The sequence below is a fragment of the Acidovorax sp. GW101-11A03 genome (genome assembly GCF_059424825.1).
The window spans coordinates 119128-139247 of the sequence record NZ_JBWKZU010000005.1; the positions used below are offsets into that span (position 1 = coordinate 119128).

A 20120-nucleotide genomic window follows, 5' to 3' on the forward strand; every position below is an offset into this window, starting at 1 on the left:
TCCTCCGGTTGGACAAAGTAGGGACAAGCGCTTTAAGCACGGACCGTGCCATTGCCTCCACAGGCCCAGCGCATGCGGCCCGGGCGCGGTTGCGTTGGGTTACAACAATCCCCAGTACAGTGGTGGGGATCGCGCCGGGCGCAACGCACCCATCTGGTGCAAAAACCCACAAGCCCGCGCCAAAACACCCACACACGCACCCATCTGGGGAGAAACCGCTTCATGAGTCTTGCTTTGGTGCAAAGCCGCGCCCTTCTGGGGATGCTGGCGCCTTCTGTCACCGTGGAAGTGCATCTGGCCAACGGCCTGCCCAGCTTCACGCTGGTGGGGCTGGCCGAGGTGGAGGTCAAGGAGGCCCGTGAGCGCGTGCGCTCGGCGCTGCAGAACGCGGGGCTGGAGTTCCCCACCAACAAACGCATCACGGTCAATTTGGCCCCGGCCGATCTGCCCAAGGACTCGGGCCGCTTCGACCTGCCCATTGCCCTGGGCATCCTCGCCGCCAGCGGCCAGGTGGACGCCAGCCGTCTGGCAGGCTACGAATTTGCGGGCGAACTGTCGCTGTCGGGCGAACTGCGCCCCGTGCGCGGCGCGCTGGCCACCAGCCTGGCACTGCAGACGCAGCAGATCGACACCCAGCTGGTGCTGCCACCCGGCAGCGCCGAAGAAGCCGCCCTGGTTCCCGCTGCCCAGGTGGTGCGCGCGCGCCACCTGCTGGACGTGGTGCGCGCCTTTCTGCCCCCGGGCAGCGTAGCGGGCGGCGATGCCGACGTGGCCAACGACGGCTGGACCCGCCTGGTGGCCACGCCCCTGGCCACCCGCACCACCGGCCCCGACATGGCCGACGTGAAAGGCCAGGCCGGCGCCAAGCGTGCGCTGGAGATTGCTGCGGCGGGCGGCCACAGCGTACTGATGGCCGGACCACCGGGCTCGGGCAAATCGATGCTGGCCCAGCGTTTTGCGGGCCTGCTGCCCGCAATGACGGTGGAAGAAGCGCTGGAAAGCGCCGCCATTGCCAGCCTGGCGGGGCGCTTTCGCCCCGAGGCCTGGGGCCAGCGGCCGACCGGCCAGCCGCACCACACGGCCAGCGCGGTGGCGCTGGTGGGCGGCGGGTCGCCCCCGCGCCCGGGTGGGCATCATCAAAGTTGCGCACAACGGGCCGGCTATATGAATCAATGACTTGCGATTCCTCCAATCACAGTTAGGTCCACAGATCAATCGAAGTTAAAGACCAAAAATGTTTGGAAGAGCCCGTGGAGCATCAGCAGCAGGCTGGCTTGTTGGCGAAAGAGCACACTACAGGTCATCCCAAAAAACGGGATGATCGTCCCAATTTCTGGGACGATGTTGGCTGCCAGCTTCAGGAGCGAAAAAGGCGCAGAATGAATCCATGCCGCGCTTCTGGCTCTCTGAACTCTTCGACCCAGCTGATTCCGAGCTGGCAACGTTCTCCCTCTCTCTGGAAGAATTTGTGGCGCGTACCGGAGGAATGCCTTCGGACGTGGACAAGAGGGAACAGGATCGAAGGGCAAGAATTCAGAGCATTGAGGAAGACGATGCTGTCTTTTGATGCCTTCCGCCTTCATTGAGCTTGTGGTTTGATCGTTCCCTGACCATGCCCAGCCCCTCCAAATTCCCTTCGCCTCCTGATGAGCGATCGATCCCGAGCGAGCGCACCCCATCGGATGAGAATCTTCGGCCCACTCAGTTGAACACCGAGCTACACGCTCGCATCGCCAAGACTGGTAGCGCTCGCCCCTCCACCTACGAGAGCGCGATGAGGGCTCTTCAACGGGTTCGCGAACAACGCGGAGCGGCGGGCTCCTAACGCAGTGCCGTCTCGAATCTCGAAGGTCAGCAACAGTTGAGCCCGTTGTCGCCTCTCCCCTTCAAATCCATCAGGTCGTGGTGTAGCCAGAGAGCGCTTGCTCGGCCGCGAGTCTGCGAAGCTCCTCAACCTCTTTCAACGTCGGCATACCCACCGCGCCCAGATCACCCTGGTTGCAGCAGACCTTGGCCAGCAGATGCGCATGAAAGAGAGTGGCTCGCTCATGAGGAGCACCGCACTCTGCCGCGAACAGGCCGCGCCGACCGGAAAGCAGCTGCAGAGCCGTCACCAGCGACCAGTTTGATCCGTGCGCGGCCTTCAATCTAGCGATCGCCGCCTCCTGTTCACCACTTTCTGTCGCCCATGCGAGCACCACTTGCGCGCATTGCCGCACAAGAGGCAGTTCAGAAGGTGCGGCAGCACGGGCCTTAGCGATCTTGTGAAGTAGCGCGGGGCTTGGCTTTGACATAGGTGTGTGAGCCTAGACAGTCAGTAGAACCCGGATCATCCTCTCCCCGCGGCTACGGCCCTCGCGGCCCTTGCAAGGGAGCATTTTGCGGTGAATTGCGGTAGTTTCCCGCAATTGCGGATCGCGTAAGTCATTGATTCTATTGAACAGATAAGTGTCTGCAGGGAACCGTTCCACCTGACCTCGCAGAGACGCACGCTAAGTGCCCGGCTCGCCGCGTGCTCATTCATGGGGCTACTTCTCACTCGTAGAGAGCACATCTGCCATTGAGGACATGAGATCGGCGGCAGAACTCGATGAGAGTAGCTTGGCCCTGCATCGTCTTGTCGTACTGAAAATCTCAAGCGATAGACCTCGGCATCGATGCAGTCTGATCGCCGCACTGGATCCTTCCGAACGGGGAAACGCGTTGCGCTCGGCATCACCCTTTGCGGGAGTTCTTGCTGAGTCTAAAGGCCTCTCGTTCCTCGAGGCATGGAGCGCAGATCGCCAGACACCGCGCTCAGCCGCGACTGCTTTGAAAGTGGAGCAGGATCCGAAACACAGTTGACCTGAGTCGTTGATTTGATTCAATCAAGACATGAACGACGACAAAAGTCAAAAAATCGAATCCCAATCAGAGGCGCCACAGGGTCCACTTTCGCGCGAACACATCTACAAGCTGGTTTGGGAGGAGCCCATGCTGCGTGTCGCTGAACAACTAGGTGTTTCCTCCAGCTACATGGCCAGGGTATGCACCGAACTTCGTATCCCGCGACCTCCGCGTGGCTACTGGGCTCAACTTGAGTTTGGCAAAGCGCCTGCTCGGCCGTCCTTGCCAGCCTCGCGCGCGGGCGACATCGTCGAGTGGAGCCCCGGTGACTTCATAGGTACAACGGAGCGCTCGGCCCAAAAGCAAGTCCGGTCGACTGGGACTTCTGGTGAGCCGCCAAGCGAGCAAGGCGCTGCAACACGAAAAGCGCGAAGTTCGAGAACGCCTGAGATTGAGAAAATCCACCCCCTGCTCGTGGGCATCAAGCCCTTGTTTCTAAAAACACGAGAGAGTGACTCAGGCGTACTCCGACCGTACAAGCGACTCATGCCAGACATTCTGTCGTCCAAAGAAGGATTGGATGCTGCAATCGCCTTCGCCGAACTGCTATTCCGAGCGCTCACGAAGCACGGGCATCGAGTGACCATCGTTCCGACAGGGGTGCAGGTGCGGCGCGCGGACGTCGATCTTCGAGAGGTTCCGAGAAAGAACCACTATCAGCAGACAACTTGGAATCCTGAACGCCCGACGGCGGTGTACATCGGCGAGGTGCCTATCGGTCTAACGCTGTTTGAGATGACGGAACAGGTTGAGATGCTCTACGTCGGGAATAGCAAGTACATCCCGGTTAGGGATCTCACGCCGAACCAACAACGCAAACTCTCTGACCCACGACATTGGAAAACCCAGAAAGACCTCGCTTCAGGCCGCTTCTGCTTACAGGCATATTGCCCGTCATGGCGGGTCAATTGGGTCAAACGATGGCCTGAGGTCAAGCCAGGTCAGCTGTCATCGCTCGTATCGACCATCGTGTCCGAACTGGAATCGGCAGGACCGGAACTGGCCATGAAGCTTGAGACCGCCAGAATTCAAGCCGAAGAAGAGCATCGGCGCTGGGAGGAGGAACAGCGCCTGCGCCGCGAAGCCGAAAACCAAGCGCTCCGCGCAAAGCAGCGGCAACAGTCACGCCAGGAATTGCTTGCCGCCATCTCGGCCTGGGACGAGGCACAAAGAATTGAGGCCTATTTCGCGGAAGTAGAGCGATCCGCCGTAGGCCTGGACGACGTGGAGCGTCGTCAGTTGCTAGAACGCTTATCGGATGCCCGAAAACTGGTTGGTCCTTTGGATCCGCTGAAACTCCTGCTTCACTGGAAAGCACCTCCGGAGATGTAGTGGATGACAGCGTCTGTAGAACAGAACCTGGGCTTCAGCAAACGCACAATCGACCCAAGGACGTTCATCGACGCCGACTTGGCTGCCACTTTCCCGACCTGCGCCCAGAACTTTCTTTGTAGTCACATGCCGGGAAGCGATTGCACGCGCTGAACGTGCCGTAAGGGCCTGACCGCGGTACCAAGCTCCCTTTCTGACACCGAGGACAGATCCGGGCATCCACCTCATCCCCATCGAGGGACTTGATCTCCAAGCCATGCTCTTTGACCAGTTCCAGAACGAAGCTGGAGCGGCTGTGAGCAACGGTGAGCATGTGCACCTGCTGCCGAGCGCGAGTCAATGCGACATAGAAAAGTCGCCGCTCTTCCGCCATCGGATACGCCTCCGGCTCCGGCATTGCCAACTGCAGCACCGGATCATCTACGACTCCACTGGGGAAACTCGACGCGCCGCTCACCATCCGGGGCAAGATCACGTGATCTGCCTCCAAGCCCTTGGACCCGTGCACGGTCATGAACCGAACTTCAAGAGAACCTTGAAGGTCAGACCACGAAGGCAGCAGTTCCTCATCGCGCCGATAGCGCCCCAGTACGAAGACTGTGATTTTCCTGCTTGCGCCGGCAGGTGCCTGAGCGAGCCCTTCCAAGATCGCTCGGACACCGAACTGCAGCCGCGCGCGCTCTCCAACCTCCACGACGGAAAACGTTCGCTCCGGCACTGGCGCTTTGGAAAGCACCGATTTTTTGATCTGAGCAGTGTTCTTCAGGACAAAGCGGCTCGACACATCGCAGATGGGTTGCGGGCATCGGAAGGTCTGCTCTAGACGCAAGGTCGTGGTCTCGCCAAACCATTTGTCGAAGCCAGTCATGACCGAAAGGTCGGCGCCGGCGAATCGGTTGATGCTCTGCCAGTCATCCCCTACCGCAAAGAGGCAGCACCCAGGAACGGATACCAAAGCCCGTATGAGACGCGCTCTGGCGTAGCTGGCATCTTGAAACTCATCCACCATGATCAGCTCGTAGGGACTCTTCCATCGCCCGCTCTCGATATGGTCTGATGCCAGGTTCAGCATGTCATCGAAATCAATCGCTTTGGCCTCTGTGAGCTTCGCTTCCCAAGCGTCCCGGATTGCCTCGAAAAGTCGAAGGAAGATTTCATGCCGGAATCGGAAAGGACTGGTGTTTGCGCGATCCAACCGCGCTTGAAGTTCGTCGCGGCCGAGCCTATTGCTCTTGGCATGCGTTAGAAAAGTTCGGAACGTCCTGATGAGCGCATCGTTCTCGATGGCTGGAGCACCCTGCGAAGGTCGATCAGGGTTTGGATCGAGAACAACGCCGTGGGCCTGGAGCTCCGCAGCCAACTTGCTGAAGATCTGACCGCCCCACAACTCCGCCATGGTCGTCTCCAGCAAGGTGGTCCCATGGGTTCGGTGGCATAGCCGCTTCCACGCCATCCCCTCGCGGTAACCGACAAATTCCTCGGGCGGGTTGCCCTTGCCGTCCACCGCCCAGTGCTCGTGGTAGACATCGATGGACGGATAGTAGAAGTCCGGCCGGTACTGGCGATACCGTTCGTCCGCGGTGTCGACTTCATATGGCCCTTCATATCGATAGTGCACCCCGTTATAGAACAGCCAATCGGCGATGAGCCGCTCCCCGCGGCTCTTCACGACCTCACCCTGCAGAGTCCGAAAGCCCCGATTGCGGGTTTCACGGTCCCAGTCTTCGGGCTCCTCCTGTTCGTTGCCAAACTTCGGCAAGTCACGCCCCAGGACGATGCGGAACAGATCCCAGTTGGTACGAAACGTGGGATCGCGATCCTTCAGTTCATCGACGATGGCCATCAACTGCTGATGATCTCGACCTTGCTCGACCCACGGCGCCAAGGAGGGCTTCTTGCCAGTGGCCGCACCGATGACATCCAAGCCGAAAGCGTGGAAAGTTCTGGCTTTGACGCGATCTGCAGGTAGGCCCAGAGGCGTGAGGCGCTCCTTGACCCGTTGCTGAAGTTCCTTGGCCGCATCGGCGTTGAAGGCCATCAGCAAGATGCGGTCAGGCTCCATGAGATTGCGCCTGAGAGCAAACCCAGCCTTCGCAACCATGGTCGAGGTCTTCCCTGAGCCGGCGGCCGCGACAACCAGCATGCGACTGTCGAAGCACACCACGGAGGTGGCTTGATCTTGGGTGAGCGGCGACTTCTCGACGGTACGCAAAAACTCCTCATGAAGTTGGAGCTCACGTGTCAGGTGACGCTCATTGAGCTGTTTGGCCAGATCCTTGGGTTGACTTCTCCATATGCCCAGCAGTCGTTGCCGATCCTGATCCAGCGTCTGGATATGTTGGGCTACGGCCTTATGGCCGACCAAGTCCGCCAGTCCATCCGCCGGACGCTTGTCACGCCAATGCCGGACGAACTCGGAGGTGAGCCATCCCTTTTTTTGAAACTGTTCTGCGCAAGCGATAGTGAAGGCTTTGGCCCACTGCAGGGCTGGCTGAGACTCGCGCTCAAACCGATCAACAAGAGCTCGTGCATGCAGTTCCGCTCGATGCTCCTCAAGAGCCTTTTGAAGTGAGGCGCGTAGTTCCTTGCCTTCGCTGTTTGGCAGACCATCCAGACGCGCATTCACGACGTCGGGAATCCGAAACCGAATCGCTGACCAGATGATTCCGGGCTCAACGGTAAGGTGATCGGCATCAGAGATGTCGAAGCGCCTGGCCTTGTCGCCGATCTGGAGGGTGAAATGCCGAGATTCGAGCTCCAGCGACCAAGCTGGAGACCCTGTCAGCGACGCACCAATCCTGGATGGTTGCCAGCTGGGCATCAGATCGCCGTCCCTCGGGGAAACACGCAGGGGGCGCCAGCAGCATCTGGCCGCCGGAAAAGCAGAAGACCCGCAAGCTCAGTGCGCTTCAAACATACCTGCATTAGGTGGTAGCAGGCCTCGTTTTTGGTAGGGGCCCATGGCCCGACAAACTGTGCCAGCACCCTTCTTCACGCAGCTTCGACTACAGGCTTTAGGCTCTCTCGCAATGCGACCAGGGGCCCTTGGAGGCGTGCCACCGCCTCCTCAAAGGACTCCTTCGAGAGGCTCGCCTTCTTCTGTGTAAGTCGGACAGTTTCGAAGTCCCCCAGCTGTGCACTCTCGGGCAAGCGTTCCGCAGCCAATATGACTTGATGATGAACCCCGGCTGCCCTTCCCAAAACCTCGACCATCTTTGTCAGATTCGGATCGTCCTGACCCGACTGTTGAGGGGTATCAACGACGAAGGGAAACAGCGGGGAGTCACCCCACTCAGCATTCGTCGCAAGCATGGCCAGATGAACAGCCAACATGGAGCGAGGCGCGGAACTTCCTCCAGACTGAGCACGCGCCCCCGGTTTGGGATCGCCGATCTGCTCGTCGATAGGAACATCGACCAAGTTAGACAAACTCGAGACCTGCGACGAAAAATACTTGCGAACTTGAGCCAATCGATCAGGGTCTTCGAACTTTTTGACCTCCTCATCTGCCTTAGCCTTTTCTATTTCCAGCTTCTTCAAAGCGGTGGACAGATCGCCGCTGACCCTCTGAAAAGCTGAGTCAAGGGTTCTCTTGCTCTGCGAGGCCAGGACTTCTTCAAGCTTCAGCTTGGCTCGCCGTTCCTGCTGGAGTTTGTCGAGTTCGGCGATGTTGCGCTCCACCCCTCGCAAGCTCGCACGGATGTTGGCCTCTTTGCTGCCGATGTCATCTGCTTGTGTCCGAAGCTCCATGATGAGTCCACCCAAGGACTCGGCGTCGCTCGAAAGAAGAATTCGAGCATGGAAGGAGTTCTCATGAACCGTGCCGCACGTGGGGCACTCGATGGCCTCTCCAGCACGGTCCGTCAGGTACGCAAAGTCACCTTTCAGTTCGTTGTAGGCAGCAAGTGCGACCTTCAATTCCGACTGGACTTTCTCACGCGTGTTGACCAGCCCGAGAAGTTGGCCACGGATCCGAACCTGTTCCTGTTGGAGCTTGGTCGCCTTGCGGCCAATCTCCGCCAGTTCACTGCGAAACGCAGCGAAGTTGAGAGACGGCAGATTCTTGGGCAGGACATCTTGCACCCGCTTGAAAGCCGCTCGCTGCGCTTCAAGTTCCTTGCGCCTATCTGTGACTCGCTCACCGATCTCTGTCGAAAGATGCTTCGCCTGGAAGTATGCGTTTGGCCGCATGCCAATGAAGGACTCGAACGTCGCGCCCTTCCAGTCCGAGAACTGCGTCAGCTGTTCAAAGGTATCCCAACCGGCTCCCCAGCTACCGTCCTGATCCATGTAAAACGGCATGAGCATGTATTCAGGCCCGGCTTGCGAGAAAGTTACTGTCTGAGGACGCTTGAGCCGGAGTTCGAATCCAAAGAACGCGCCGAGTGCCTTCGACCACGCACCCATGTTCTCTGCAGAAAAGAGCAACTGGTCATTGGCCCCAAACATCCCCAGCCTCTTACCGTCGCGAACAACCATGTAGTCGCTGTCCCGATAGGTGAACTCCAAGGCAGCAACCGCATCAGGGTCCCAGGTTCCAGCGTCACGCTTGCGCGTCTTGCACCCGAAGACCCAATAGAGATTCTTGATGACGCGGGATTTACCCGTGCCGTTCGGTCCCAGAAGCAGCGTCTTCTGACTGAACAGCTGTTTTCTGGCGCTCTCGTCTCTCGCGGACACGAGCCAGAGCGTCTTGTATGTCACGCGCCGGTTCATTTTTCTTCCTTAGATTCCGGACCAGCCGGAGCAGTGAATACGGTGAGGTCGATTGCATCGGATAACACCAGTAGCGCCACAGCGCGTATGTAGGCCAGGGGAAGGCCATTGAACTCAGCAGGGCTTGATGCCCGGGCCTCTTCAACAACCTCGTTCATTAACTCGCCCAAGGTTGCCTTTGCACCAATGGCGGCTTCAATGGGAACGCGGGCCCGCTGCAGCGCGCTCGCCACCCCGCTGAAAATCATGTTGGTCCGGTCGGACGCGTCCGCACACACCCGGACCCTCTGAGCCTTGATGTCCTTGCGTTCGATGAAAGGGTGCCCCTCTCGATCCAACTCGGCAGTAGCTTCTTCCAGGATTTGGCTCAATGGCGCCCGGGACTGCGCAACGCTGGCCAGAATGTTCAGGGCCTGCGACTTGGAGATGATGCGCAGCTTGAGATCTTCGAAGCTCCGCGCGTAGGTAGTGCTCGACGCCCGGCTTTGTACTTCGCTTGCCAAAACCCGTGCCGCTACCGACGTATGACTGAGTTGAAACGGCAGCTGTCCGGTTGACGATAGCTGCTCGAGCTTCCCACTGACAAAGATCTCTGGCTCACCCAATGGGAGATTGGTCTTGTGCACCATCACACCAGTCAGATCGATATCACCTTCGGGGATGCCCAATTGGGCACTGACGGCCGCCTTCACGAGCGTCTGCTGCTCAGTCGTCAGCGTGGACAGATCTGTGTTCGTTGCAAGCGAGTCCACGCCGGCTTCATCGGGCAGCTTCACGCCGATGTTGGAGACGAATCTCAGGTTGGCACGCGAGGCACCGAACTCGTGCCGACGGGCATACAGCTTGGCGAGGATGGAATTCTCATGCGTGCCATCCTTGCGCTTGCTGCCCTTCTTATGGAGATCCTTCAAGACCCAGACGCCATCGCGCTCATGCTTCTTGACCTGGCAGAACTCCACCTTCGTTGGCGATTGCGCGGAATCGAGAATCGCGACGTCCTCCTTGACCTCAACGCCGACGGCGAAGTCATTCCCGCTTCCCAGAAGTTCGGCGATAGACAACGCGGCCCACCATTGTTGAAAGGTGAAGCCCAAGCTGGCGTTGACGCCATTCTTCTCGTCTATTGGGCGGTCACGGAGCACGAGATCCAGGCTATCCTGAACATCATCCGGTCTCCTCGCTGGGGTCCTTTGTGACATCAATCGGTTCTTTAATTTTCCCTGCTTTCTTCAGCAGTCACGTCTTAGCCATCTCCGGCGTGCAGTCCGTTTTGAGCGTACTGATCGTCCATGACATTTTGATACAGGATACATGGTTCGCCTCTAACCCTTGAACTGCCAGCAAATGCTGTGGTGAGCCGCCTTCGATACAGCTTGTTCCGAATCAGGTCCAAAGTGCCTGCTCAAGCACCGAAGACGCGTCGGATCTCCATTGGCGAAGAGCTGTGACTTATGACCAAATTTCCCCATCGACACACGAATTTGCGCGCCAACGGGGAAAGTCTTTTCCATTAGGCATTTACCCAGTGCCAAATCCTGTGGTTCGGAGAAGCTCGCTAGAGGACGAACCCGTGGCCGAAGGCATCACAGCTCTTTGAGGGCACTTCGGGCGGCATGTGCGGCCAATGCAGAACGGGCCAAATCCCCGCAAATCACCAACCGGTCACCTCGCTCCGTTCTGCCCACGTCGACGTCAAGCACTTGGTCACCAGGACGATACCTGTCGCTCAGGTAGCGACAGGCTTCTGGGCTCTCCTGCAGATGCTGGGCGAGACGGTCCATGACACCGTACCAGGCATAGAAGTCCGCCAAGCAGCGCGGATCAGCGTGATCGAGGCCTTCACCAATTGTCAAGACATGCATCAGAGCCCCTGTCATGCCGTTCCAGTGCATCAGCAGGAGCGCTGTTTCCACTCCCAAGCCTTTCACGGCCACCCTTACGCCACATGGTGAAGTGAACAGGCGCAGATTTCCGGGAAGCCTTTGTTGGCTCATGGCCCACTCGACCGAGGTGTCCCAGTTGCTTCGACTCGCCATCATCGTCCTTCCCGGACATATGTCGATGCCATCTGCCGCTCGTTCGTAGCGCCGTTGCCGCCACGTTCATCGATTCGCTGCCCCTGCCAGAAAACGCTGATTGACCTTGCCAGTCTGGCATCCATGTTCTTCATGCACTGCTGCAATAGTCTCTTCGCCCCACGGCTCTGAACGCGTCCGCCACGAAAGCACACGAAGAACAGATCGGCGGCGGGCTTCCTCTTTCGACCAAGATCGGCTCGGTGTTGGAGGTATTGCGCTGAAAGCCGGGCAAGCAGCGCGTACGCTCTTTCCAAATCATGTTCATTCGCCACGCAGTCTCGGCCCGCGGATATTGCCCTCAGTGCTTCATCGAGTGACATTTCGACAACCACATCCAGTTGTTTTCCAAGCGTGACTGCCAACAGGATGGCAACCGCGTCGCGCACAAGGACCTCCGTCGAACTTCTACGTTTCTGATCGGTGCTCGCACCATCTGCCAACGCGGTAAGCATTTGCTGCAGTTCGGCACTCGACGCCCGCATCCTACGGCCCAGGATTTCTTGAAGCGACTTTCCCCCGCTCGATCCAAGCAGCTTGGAGACCGCTTGCTTCGTCAGCACGATGCCTGAGGCGGTCAACTGGTCCATGGCGGTCTGAACCTCTATATATGAGACATCACGAATTTGCTTGCGCAGCTGGCTCCGAATCGCCGCCTCGAACCAGTGCGGAAGCTCTTGCCGATCCACACTGAAGTGCTCCGCAGAAAGTCCGCAGCGTTCGCTGAAAGTGAGCAAGGTTCCAGGCCAACCTTGGAAAAGACCTGCGACCTGGGAAGTCAGCCGCAGTCGCAATTCAAGGGGCAGCCATTCAATCGATCGTTGGTCAGATCGAGAAGCCTCCTCTATTACCTCCCTAGCGGCAGGGACTGCGGCGTGGATCTTTCGCGCGGATCGGTTCCGAATGAATAGTTGGGCGACACACCAAGCCGCAGTAGCGAATTCGACCGCCGGTACGATCACTCCGTTCGACAACGAGACATCGCGCTCACATAATTGCCCCGAGACGGGAAGCAATTCGGACGGGGCCGTCACAGAAGGACTGAATCTCAGATCGTATCTACAGACGGGGCATTCGTGCACAGGTATCCAGGCACCTTCGTACAAATTTCCCAAAGCACTGGTCGCCGGCCACGACGGATGCCCACAACGGTTGCAGCCGTCGATGAGCCGAATCCCATGCCGTTCGCAGACCGAATGCAGGCACAGTCGCCATCGCAGCCGGAAATGCGGAACTTCATCCTCTCGAAGGCATTGCGGACAGAAAGGAATACCGAAGGGACGATCACGCCTGCTGTATCTCAGCGGCAAAACCCATCGCGGGACGCTCGCTCCACCCCGGAACCGAAGCAACGTGCCGTCTAGCCCAGCGAGAGTCATATGCATGACTTCGCCCTCCGTGAGAAGGTTTTCCTGAGCGAGCCACCCGACAGTGGTACCAGAGGGCTTTAGGTCTGAGTCAGTCCGCTGCAGCTCCCCAGGCGCCCGAGGAAACAGCCTGAAGCCGTTTTCGAGGCCGGATCGCTGCCTCCAACTCGACAGAGATTCACCCGGAAGAGGACGTGGACGGACTAGAAACATGGCCTGTCACTGCACACACCGCGCCCCGAGCAAGTTCCGAAGATCGCTGCGCAAAACGTACAGGTCGTTCAGCGCGACCGGCACAAGCGCCGCCTTGAACAGGACGATGCGCTTTTCTTTGACAGCGCCCAGGATCTTGCGCCACCACTTGCACCTGTATGCGTTGTAAGCACCAGGCACCCACCATGAGAAGTACAGGCGCTCCAGATGCGGGCCATTCTCCGTTTTTGCCTCTCGGAAGAGGAAATCGGCGAACGACCGAAGCTCTGCGGGACACACGCGATCACGATTTCTGCCAAAACGGGTCAATGCCAGTTTGCGCGCGGCGACACACCCTGAAGCGACCAGCCCGCGCATGGCATCGACGCTGCACCCGAGTTGGGCAGCCCCCGCTTCGATGGTGTCGGTCTGCTGCATGGCCTGCACGATGGAACGGTAGACCGCCGGCGGAATGTTGAATTTCTTGGCCCCGGTTGCGAGGTCTACGGTGTAGCTCGCCTCAGGGATACCGCCCTCATCGATGCAACGCAGCAAGGTGCCGTAGCTGTTCCCCGTGACCTTCATTAGGTCCTTGATGCCGTAGGTCTCCTTCACTGGAGGCAAGGAGCGCCGCTGCGCACGGATTCGATCAGGATTGAGTTCCGGTTGGTGCAGGCGCTTCACTTCTTCCGCGACAGACTGCATGCAACTGAAGAATTTGCATCCAAGGCGATAGTTCAGGCGCATGAACCCGTCCCTCTTTCCCGGATCGGCTTCCGCAATCACCGAAGCCACGATGTTCCTGGGCACATCAATCAGCAGATGCCGGATCGACAGCGCGTCGGAGATTGTCAGAAAGCCATCACGATCCAGCACAGCATAGGACCTACGCTGTGTCTTAGGCTCCATCGGCGCAGCCAGCCATTTGCAGGTTCTCGCAGCCTCCTGGCCTAGCTCATGGGCCCGTGCGAATGTGCCGAATGTTTGAGCGGCGTAGGCCTCGGAAAAAACCTCCTGCAACTTCTCCGTCCAGCGCTCTGCCACATCGGATTTCTGCTGTCGAAGGTCCGCCCCACATCGACAGTGGAGCAGCTGAGGCCGCAGGACATCCAAAGGCTTGTGGCATGACTGACAAGTGTCGACCAGCAAGGTCCCGTGGCGACTACACGCCACACTCATGGGCATGCCCCACTCGGCACGGACGAACGGGATCTTGTCCGACGCCAGGCAACGTGGACAGATGCGGGTCTTCAACGTACGGCCGAAGGTCGCGAAGAAGACGCGCTCACGATCAACTTTTGCGTCCAGGGGATGCTCAAAGGGAGCGCTGGGATACACGATACCGAACCGCCCCAGGACCTCCGCGGGAGATGCGACGACAAGCTGTTGCGTCGTCATTCCGGCAAGGCGCGCCATGGCCCCCAAGCCACCTGGAATGTAGTTCGCTTCGGACAGCCGGATCAGGTAATCGGACCAAGACTCACCAGCCAAGGGCTCGCCCCGGTCGATGAGGCGGGGCTGTTGGAACTCGGGAACTGATTCGCAGAACACTTTCACCCCGCCTTCGTTGCTCGTTGGCCCCGGCGAGATGTCTTCTTCACGCCGGCATCGTCAGGCCCATCCTGGCGCAGTTCGAAGATTTGCCCAGGGCCAGTTAAGGCCTCGCCATTCCAGTCTGCCGCAAATGGGTTCCCGGCCACAGCGGCGACCTGGTGCAGATCCTCGAACCCCAGCTCGAGGTCCACCTTCTCAATACGTTCGGATCCGCGCTGCACCGCCCGCACCAATGCCCTGGCCATCAGCTTCATCAGGTAGTCCAGAATTCCATTGGTCGCCGCGAGCAATGGTCGCGCCAGTTTCATGCTTTTCAATTCCGAATGCTCGGCCAGCGGCAATCCCCGATCCACCAGCTCAAGCAGGCTGAGATAGTTCTTGATGTCCGTTTCAGACACCATCGAAAAGACTGGAAGTTCGAAACGAGCTTGCATGCGCCGCCGGAGTTGGTCGTGTGCATCCCGCACAACTGCAGCCTGTTCGGTGCCCAAGGCAAAGACCAATCCAGGAAACTTGAAGTCGCACAAATCGCGGATCCAGTTCGCGATGTGCTCGACCCCTCGTGCCTTTCGCCTGGACGGGACATCCTGGAAGTCGTCGATGGCGATGATGATGGTGCCGGCCTTGAGAAGCAGGTTCTCAGCGCGATCCTTCTTGTCCTCCCAGGAACCACGGTCGTACAAGGGGTCCCCCAGCGCCCTCAGTAGCGCTGAGCCCATGGAGGATGGCGAGGGGACAGCTGGCACCTTAAAGCACACCACAGGCCGGGTGCTCATTGTGGGCGTGTCGACATCCGGGTATTGCCTTTTCAGGAAGTTCACGAAGCTGGTCTTACCGGAGCCAGAGCCTGCGATCACCAGGACACCGTTGGCCTTCATCTCGACCTTACGCAACACCAGTTCGGCTTCGACGAAATCAGCGACCTTCTTGATGGCCTTGTGCTTGACGAAGATCCCTTGGAATTTTTCAAGTCGCTGGGATAAGGAAGCGTTTGCCCAGTGGGAACGATCGTTTGCGGGGATGAGAACTGCGTCTGCGTTCATAGGAGGCTTTCAATGGAATCGAAGGGTTGAGCGGTATTGCGGTGAAACACCGCAGAAGTCGGAGGTCAAAGCCGATGGCAACGGCCTATGAAGGTCATTCCAGCTCCATTTCTTCATCCAGTTCGAACTCGACTTCGTCCACGTCGGCGACCATGTCCTCGACGGCCGACACCATCGTCTCGATAACGAGAGGCTTCCGCGCAGGAACATCCGCCAACTCGGAGAGTTCTTCCAGCGGAACGTCGAGACCAGCCCTGTGCACTTGGTAGCCGAGCTTGCGCTGACGGAGCTTCTTGGACTTCATCAGATCCTTGGTGTCCGCGATCAGCGCCTGGCGGGCTTCATGCATTTGGACCAGACCAGGTGAGCGGAGCTTCATCAACCGCGCCTTCTTGAGAATCAAAGACTGTTGGTAGTTGGTCAGACCCTGCACATACCGGACGTCCTCGATGCAGGGCACCTTGAGGTAGTTCTTCGACAGCGGGTCCAACACGTACAGGTACGACAGATTCGACGGCAGGTACCTCACCCAGACCTCGGCACGGGCCCCGAGTCTTTTACGCAGCTCTTCAAGCTGGGGCGACTGGTACCGCAGCCTCATGCGCAAGAGTCCCCCCGAGTCGCGGAACGTGAGCTTGTCGTAGATCGTTCCCATGAGTTCCTGCGAAGGGCGACGTCGCGGAAGCAGCGGCTCAGTGTCGAGGAACTGCTCCCTCCAGGCCTCTCGGGGTGTTTTTCCGTCCTTGCCGCAGGGCTTGTTCGAATACTCGTCCACGATCCAGGCCATCAGCCGCTTTCGGAACTCGTCAATTGACATCACAGCGCTGCCCAAGCCAACGTTGAGCAGCTCGCGATCCTCCTTCGGCCCCACCCACCCAGGAAGGTCCTGGATGAACTCGAACTTCACTCGATGGTTGAAGTGTTCGATATCGGGCTTGTCCGTGGGATGGTGAGGGCGTGAAAACGCGATTTCAGCATCGAACTCAAGCACGCTCGCCTGCAGTTGCAGCGTCGCGTTGTACGAAGCGTTGTCAAGGTTGACGATCCCATGTTGCCCATACCACTCCCACTTCCCGCGGCACAGCGAGAAGTCGGGCGAGCCGGGATCTTTCGGGTAAATTCCATGGACCACCGCCTCGAAGGCGCTCTCGGACGAGCGGGGACGTTCGCTCAGCGAGTAGCCAAGCACGGCGGATGTGTGCTCATCGACGCCAGCCGTCAGCCAGCAACGTCCCCATGGCAGATTCGTACGCGGGTCGATGAGGAAGACGGCCGTGTCGGTGTCGTCGTAGTGGACGATATCGAGGGCATGATCCACCCGGATCCGCGCACCCGCTTCACGGAATCTCTGGTCAGCCCGCTTTTTCCCTTCATTCCGGACGCAAATCGCATAGGGCGTAAACCGGTCATTGAAGCGTCTCGTGACGGTGGGAAGGGAAGGCACTTCCAGTGCGCGCTTTTTCGTCTCGTCATCGGGATGTCGGGGCATCTCGATGACAAGGCCTGGCCGCTGAATGATCGCGATCGCACTGTTGTGCTGTTGGACCATCGCGTTGACTGTGTTGTGGACTTTCATAGCACGCAGCTTCCCGCTGACGGGATTTGCTGCCTGCTCCAGAGCTTGATCGATGATGCGCTCGACCGCAGGATCCAGGCGCCGGCCTCCAGGACCACCACGCAAATGGAACTGTGGAAGTAAAGAGCGGTGATCCCCCTGATTGCGGCGCAATGTACGCGCGGCTTCATACAAGGCATCCACGCCGTAAGGACAGATTTCTCGGAACTCGTGTTCGACGTCCTTGATCGCGGCCCTCAGGAAATCGGAGGGATTGAAGTTCACAACGCCATGACGTTGCAGCGCATGGATCCAGCGTCGCTTGGTCAGCATCACGCCCAGCGCCTTCTCGGTGCGGAAGGCCACAGGGATTCCCTCGATCAGGCTCTGCTCTCCCGCGCGAAGATGAACGGGAACCATGAGGGCCTGCTCGACGGCCAAATCTTCAGCGAGCGATACGACGCCCCTGCTCATTGCGGAACGCAGAACAGGCCAATGGCAGGTGCGAGTCTCCGTCGAAGCGATGTCCGTTAGGTACAGCTTGTCGCCCTCGGTGATGGCATCGACGCGACACACAACTCCTCCAACGCGCAGCAGCGTTTTGAGCGGGGGCATCGAGATTTCGGCGGTTTCGGCAATGGCATTCATGTGGGATCCTGGTGACGTGTTGGTTGAGGTGCGCCCTACGCTGATCGCGGCCTAGACGATTTCCGCGAGGGAGGACCACCATCCATAGGATTCGACGGGTGCATACAGCACCGTCTCAAAGCGTCGGTCTTTGGGATTCGACGTAATCAGCGTCCGATCACACAATGGCGCGAACGGGTTGAAGTGGGCCTGCCCCACCCACACAGCCGCAAGAACGTGGTGACGGTATACCCCCGCCTTCCGAAGTTCCTCTAGGGTCTTCGGGGCTTCAGCCACCAATTGCGAGACCGCAAAGATCCGGTCGTAGGGGATGTCGCAGCTCCCAAGTCGGCGCATCTCGCGGAGCTGTCGCCAAAGGGCTGCGGACAAGGGCCATCTATCGGTCCAGAACAGGAACGTCATGCCGCTTTGCGTGATGACGCTCTCGACACGGCGCTGCTTTTTCAGCTTTTCCTCCGTGAGGAACTTGCTCGCCTTGGTCTCGACCACGAAAACGCGGCCATCATGGGTCTCGAACAGGATGTCGGGCGTCGCCTCGATGCCATGGTCAGCGTTGTTCAACGAGAAGGGCTCGAGCTTCCAGCGCTTCACGTAGCCGGCGTTTTTCATGGTCACCAGCAAGGACCGGGCTGTCGCGGTGTTCCCACCTTCCGCAACCGTCACGGAGTTATCGCTGCCTTGCACAAGATACCTTTGCGTCGGCCGGCTCCGCCCCTGCGGATCACGGGCAGGAGCAGATTGAAATACTTGCTCCAGCCAGTTCCGACTTCCCAGTGGATGGTTTCTGTTCACGATGCACGCCCCTTTCGTCAAAGTTAGGTGCAATCGTGATTCCAAAGTCACAATTCGAGAATGTATATAGTGACAATAAATTGATAGACGTTTACTCCGTGGGAGCGGATCCCGGGTATCTGGACCTTTTTTTTCAGGAGTAACAGTGGATCTCGACGATCTGCGTGCCAGCCTACTGGCCGCAACCATCAGTTGGCGTCAACGAGCCATACCCGGAGGCCAATCCTCTGCGCGGCAATCGCATACTCGGCTCCTCGCGTCGATTGATACTCGCGAACGCCGGAGTAACAGGTACCAGCTCACCCCAGCCGAGCTTCGGAAAATCGTCGCAAAACTTCGGACGATTTCCCTCGCTCAAATGCGTGCGGCGTCGCAAGCTCTGCGAGATCTCATGGAAACGGGCTGTCGATTCGAGTACGAGCAGGAAAGCGCAGGCGGTGAGCGTCACCGTATCCAGCTGTCTGTTGGCCAGATCCCCTATCTGGACGACGCGCACACCGCACTCCCGTTGATCACGTCGCTTGCAGAGCTGCCACAAGCACAGCAGGCCCATCTGGTTCAACTGCTGGAGGAGGAAAAGGCGGTTCGACATCTCGAGGTTCGTCTTCAACTCGAACAAGAAGACGGAACCCGCGTGGGTCAGGTGCAACGGCAGCTCAAGCTGGCATCGGCCCAAGCCTCACTCAACCGAACTTTGGCTTCGATCTCGCCTTCAGGGCTGGTTTGGCTCACGAACAATCGCGACACGTTCAGTCTGCTGGGTTCGTCGAACCTGACGCTTCCCATCCTTGGCTCAACACGCTTTGATCCAGAGCAGCTGCTTCAGGCCTCCGAGAGCCTCGACTTGATCTCGGACTGCCTCATCATGCCCTTCCCACTCGATCCTGGAGCCGATCCAGCAGTCATCGGAAGATGGCTCGAGCTTTGGCAGGTTTGCGAGGAGGCCGCGGAAAACCTCTCGATGCTGTCCGCCTGGCTACGCTGCCTCGGAAGCACTGGGGAGTACAAGCGATGTCGTGTCTGCTTCCGACATGTCGGAGAAGGAATGAAAAAGAACTGTTGGCTGCACCACCGAAGTGCCAAGGTCCGTGTGCCTTCTCGAGAACTGCACGTCTCCAGCATCTACCAGGACGCATGGAAGCAAGCCGCCAAGAAGCATCCACGTATCCATACGCTCTTGAATGACGTGACCCCAACCGCTCAGGTGCGCCGCCAGATGCAGCATGCCGCGGAAGGCGAGGGCCTCGCACCCGAGGTAGCTACCGCCGCGGCGGCTTTGGGGGCATTGCTCCATACGCTGCTCCCTGTATTGGAACCAAGGTTGCAGGACCTGCTGAAGCGGCAATTCGACGCGTGCGTGGCGCAAGCCAATCGGCTGGTCATGGCGCGCCAAGGTCGCGGTACGGACACTTCGGCGATACCGTTGACCCCACCTGGACGTACTTTGAGGGCCCTTGCTTGGGAGCGCTTCTTCGCCGATTTCTTCGGTTCAGCGATGTCATCCGCCGAAACGACCCGCTTCGGTACCGGAAAGCCCATCGATGTCGACCATTGTTAGCGCCAGTGCAATCGTGATCAGCAGTGCCAGTCGAACATTGACCAGGGGCTGAAGCTGGTTCCATTAGAAGCCAGCTGTGGATAACTATAGGGTGGATGCTTCGGTAGGTCCTCCTTTTTTTGAACTCGTGGTCGGTATGGCCGAGCCATCAGGCGAGGCCCTTTCCTCCGCGGTCTCGCTAACGTGAGCGGCTGCTGCCTTCCTGGTCTGCTCACGGGTCTTGATGCGCCCTTTGGCTTCGTGCGTGCTGTGGCGGAAGCGGTAGGACTCGTTGCCGGTCTCGATGATGTGGCAGTGATGGGTCAAGCGATCCAGCAGCGCAGTGGTCATCTTGGCGTCGCCGAACACCGTGGACCACTCCGCGAACGTCAGGTTAGTGGTGATCATCACGCTGGTGTGCTC

At 58.8% G+C, this 20120-nt stretch carries 14 protein-coding genes and 2 pseudogenes; 4 read left to right on the forward strand and 12 right to left on the reverse strand.

What is annotated here, in order from left to right:
- Window positions 1-222 precede the first annotated feature (222 nt).
- Window positions 223-1137 (forward strand): annotated as a pseudogene (locus AC07Z7_RS04325) (YifB family Mg chelatase-like AAA ATPase); the annotation flags it as partial.
- A gap of 250 nt (window positions 1138-1387) precedes the next feature.
- Window positions 1388-1567 carry a hypothetical protein gene (locus AC07Z7_RS04330; RefSeq protein ID WP_422832650.1) on the forward strand — a complete coding sequence of 60 codons (180 nt, stop codon included), beginning with the start codon at window positions 1388-1390 and terminating at the stop codon, window positions 1565-1567.
- Window positions 1568-1895: 328 nt separating this feature from the next.
- Here the strand turns inward: AC07Z7_RS04330 and AC07Z7_RS04335 are convergent, their stop codons facing one another.
- The gene (locus AC07Z7_RS04335) at window positions 1896-2294 is read right to left on the reverse strand and encodes a hypothetical protein (RefSeq protein WP_494765429.1); all 399 of its coding nucleotides are present in this window, start codon (window positions 2292-2294) and stop codon (window positions 1896-1898) included.
- A 580-nt stretch (window positions 2295-2874) separates the two neighbouring features.
- Between AC07Z7_RS04335 and AC07Z7_RS04340 the strand changes: the two genes are divergently transcribed.
- Window positions 2875-4218: a hypothetical protein gene (locus AC07Z7_RS04340; RefSeq protein WP_494765430.1), complete on the forward strand. Its 1344-nt coding sequence runs from the start codon at window positions 2875-2877 to the stop codon at window positions 4216-4218.
- Window positions 4219-4282: 64 nt separating this feature from the next.
- Here the strand turns inward: AC07Z7_RS04340 and AC07Z7_RS04345 are convergent, their stop codons facing one another.
- From AC07Z7_RS04345 to AC07Z7_RS04390, 10 genes and pseudogenes are all read right to left on the reverse strand, one after another.
- Window positions 4283-7039, reverse strand: coding sequence for a UvrD-helicase domain-containing protein (locus AC07Z7_RS04345; protein ID WP_494765431.1), 2757 nt, complete (start codon window positions 7037-7039; stop codon window positions 4283-4285).
- A gap of 170 nt (window positions 7040-7209) precedes the next feature.
- Window positions 7210-8934 carry a hypothetical protein gene (locus AC07Z7_RS04350; RefSeq protein WP_494765432.1) on the reverse strand — a complete coding sequence of 575 codons (1725 nt, stop codon included), beginning with the start codon at window positions 8932-8934 and terminating at the stop codon, window positions 7210-7212.
- Window positions 8931-10076, reverse strand: a complete 1146-nt coding sequence (locus AC07Z7_RS04355; protein ID WP_494765433.1) for a dsDNA nuclease domain-containing protein — start codon at window positions 10074-10076, stop codon at window positions 8931-8933. Before AC07Z7_RS04355 ends, AC07Z7_RS04350 begins: the two co-directional genes overlap by 4 nt.
- Window positions 10077-10517: 441 nt before the next feature.
- Window positions 10518-10928, reverse strand: coding sequence for a hypothetical protein (locus tag AC07Z7_RS04360; RefSeq protein ID WP_494765434.1), 411 nt, complete (start codon window positions 10926-10928; stop codon window positions 10518-10520).
- Window positions 10929-10969: 41 nt separating this feature from the next.
- Window positions 10970-11746 carry a hypothetical protein gene (locus AC07Z7_RS04365; RefSeq protein WP_494765443.1) on the reverse strand — a complete coding sequence of 259 codons (777 nt, stop codon included), beginning with the start codon at window positions 11744-11746 and terminating at the stop codon, window positions 10970-10972.
- Between the two features lie 441 nt (window positions 11747-12187).
- Window positions 12188-12589: pseudogene (locus AC07Z7_RS04370) on the reverse strand (TniQ family protein); the annotation flags it as partial.
- Window positions 12590-12595: 6 nt separating this feature from the next.
- Window positions 12596-14125: a TniQ family protein gene (locus AC07Z7_RS04375; protein ID WP_494765435.1), complete on the reverse strand. Its 1530-nt coding sequence runs from the start codon at window positions 14123-14125 to the stop codon at window positions 12596-12598.
- Window positions 14122-15165, reverse strand: a complete 1044-nt coding sequence (locus AC07Z7_RS04380; RefSeq protein ID WP_494765436.1) for a TniB family NTP-binding protein — start codon at window positions 15163-15165, stop codon at window positions 14122-14124. Before AC07Z7_RS04380 ends, AC07Z7_RS04375 begins: the two co-directional genes overlap by 4 nt.
- A gap of 94 nt (window positions 15166-15259) precedes the next feature.
- Window positions 15260-17368 carry a TnsB C-terminal domain-containing protein gene (locus AC07Z7_RS04385; protein WP_494765437.1) on the reverse strand — a complete coding sequence of 703 codons (2109 nt, stop codon included), beginning with the start codon at window positions 17366-17368 and terminating at the stop codon, window positions 15260-15262.
- A 51-nt stretch (window positions 17369-17419) separates the two neighbouring features.
- On the reverse strand, window positions 17420-17977 hold the full coding sequence (locus AC07Z7_RS04390) for a hypothetical protein (protein WP_494765438.1): 558 nt from the start codon (window positions 17975-17977) through the stop codon (window positions 17420-17422).
- 328 nt (window positions 17978-18305) lie between these two features.
- Between AC07Z7_RS04390 and AC07Z7_RS04395 the strand changes: the two genes are divergently transcribed.
- Window positions 18306-19718 (forward strand): hypothetical protein, encoded by a 1413-nt coding sequence (locus AC07Z7_RS04395; RefSeq protein ID WP_494765439.1) that lies wholly within the window; start codon window positions 18306-18308, stop codon window positions 19716-19718.
- A gap of 84 nt (window positions 19719-19802) precedes the next feature.
- On the opposite strand, the gene AC07Z7_RS04400 is transcribed toward AC07Z7_RS04395, so the two are convergent.
- The coding region (locus AC07Z7_RS04400; RefSeq protein ID WP_494765440.1) for an ATP-binding protein at window positions 19803-20120 on the reverse strand (318 nt) is incomplete at its 5' end.

Excerpts from the sequence above, each read along its gene's own strand:
- AC07Z7_RS04330 (WP_422832650.1), top strand. The coding sequence starts at position 1,388 with ATGCCGCGCTTCTGGCTCTCTGAACTCTTCGACCCAGCTGATTCCGAG.
- AC07Z7_RS04335 (WP_494765429.1), bottom strand. The coding sequence starts at position 2,294 with ATGTCAAAGCCAAGCCCCGCGCTACTTCACAAGATCGCTAAGGCCCGT.
- AC07Z7_RS04340 (WP_494765430.1), top strand. The coding sequence starts at position 2,875 with ATGAACGACGACAAAAGTCAAAAAATCGAATCCCAATCAGAGGCGCCA.
- AC07Z7_RS04345 (WP_494765431.1), bottom strand. The coding sequence starts at position 7,039 with ATGCCCAGCTGGCAACCATCCAGGATTGGTGCGTCGCTGACAGGGTCT.
- AC07Z7_RS04350 (WP_494765432.1), bottom strand. The coding sequence starts at position 8,934 with ATGAACCGGCGCGTGACATACAAGACGCTCTGGCTCGTGTCCGCGAGA.
- AC07Z7_RS04360 (WP_494765434.1), bottom strand. The coding sequence starts at position 10,928 with ATGAGCCAACAAAGGCTTCCCGGAAATCTGCGCCTGTTCACTTCACCA.
- AC07Z7_RS04380 (WP_494765436.1), bottom strand. The coding sequence starts at position 15,165 with ATGAACGCAGACGCAGTTCTCATCCCCGCAAACGATCGTTCCCACTGG.
- AC07Z7_RS04385 (WP_494765437.1), bottom strand. The coding sequence starts at position 17,368 with ATGAATGCCATTGCCGAAACCGCCGAAATCTCGATGCCCCCGCTCAAA.
- AC07Z7_RS04390 (WP_494765438.1), bottom strand. The coding sequence starts at position 17,977 with ATGAAAAACGCCGGCTACGTGAAGCGCTGGAAGCTCGAGCCCTTCTCG.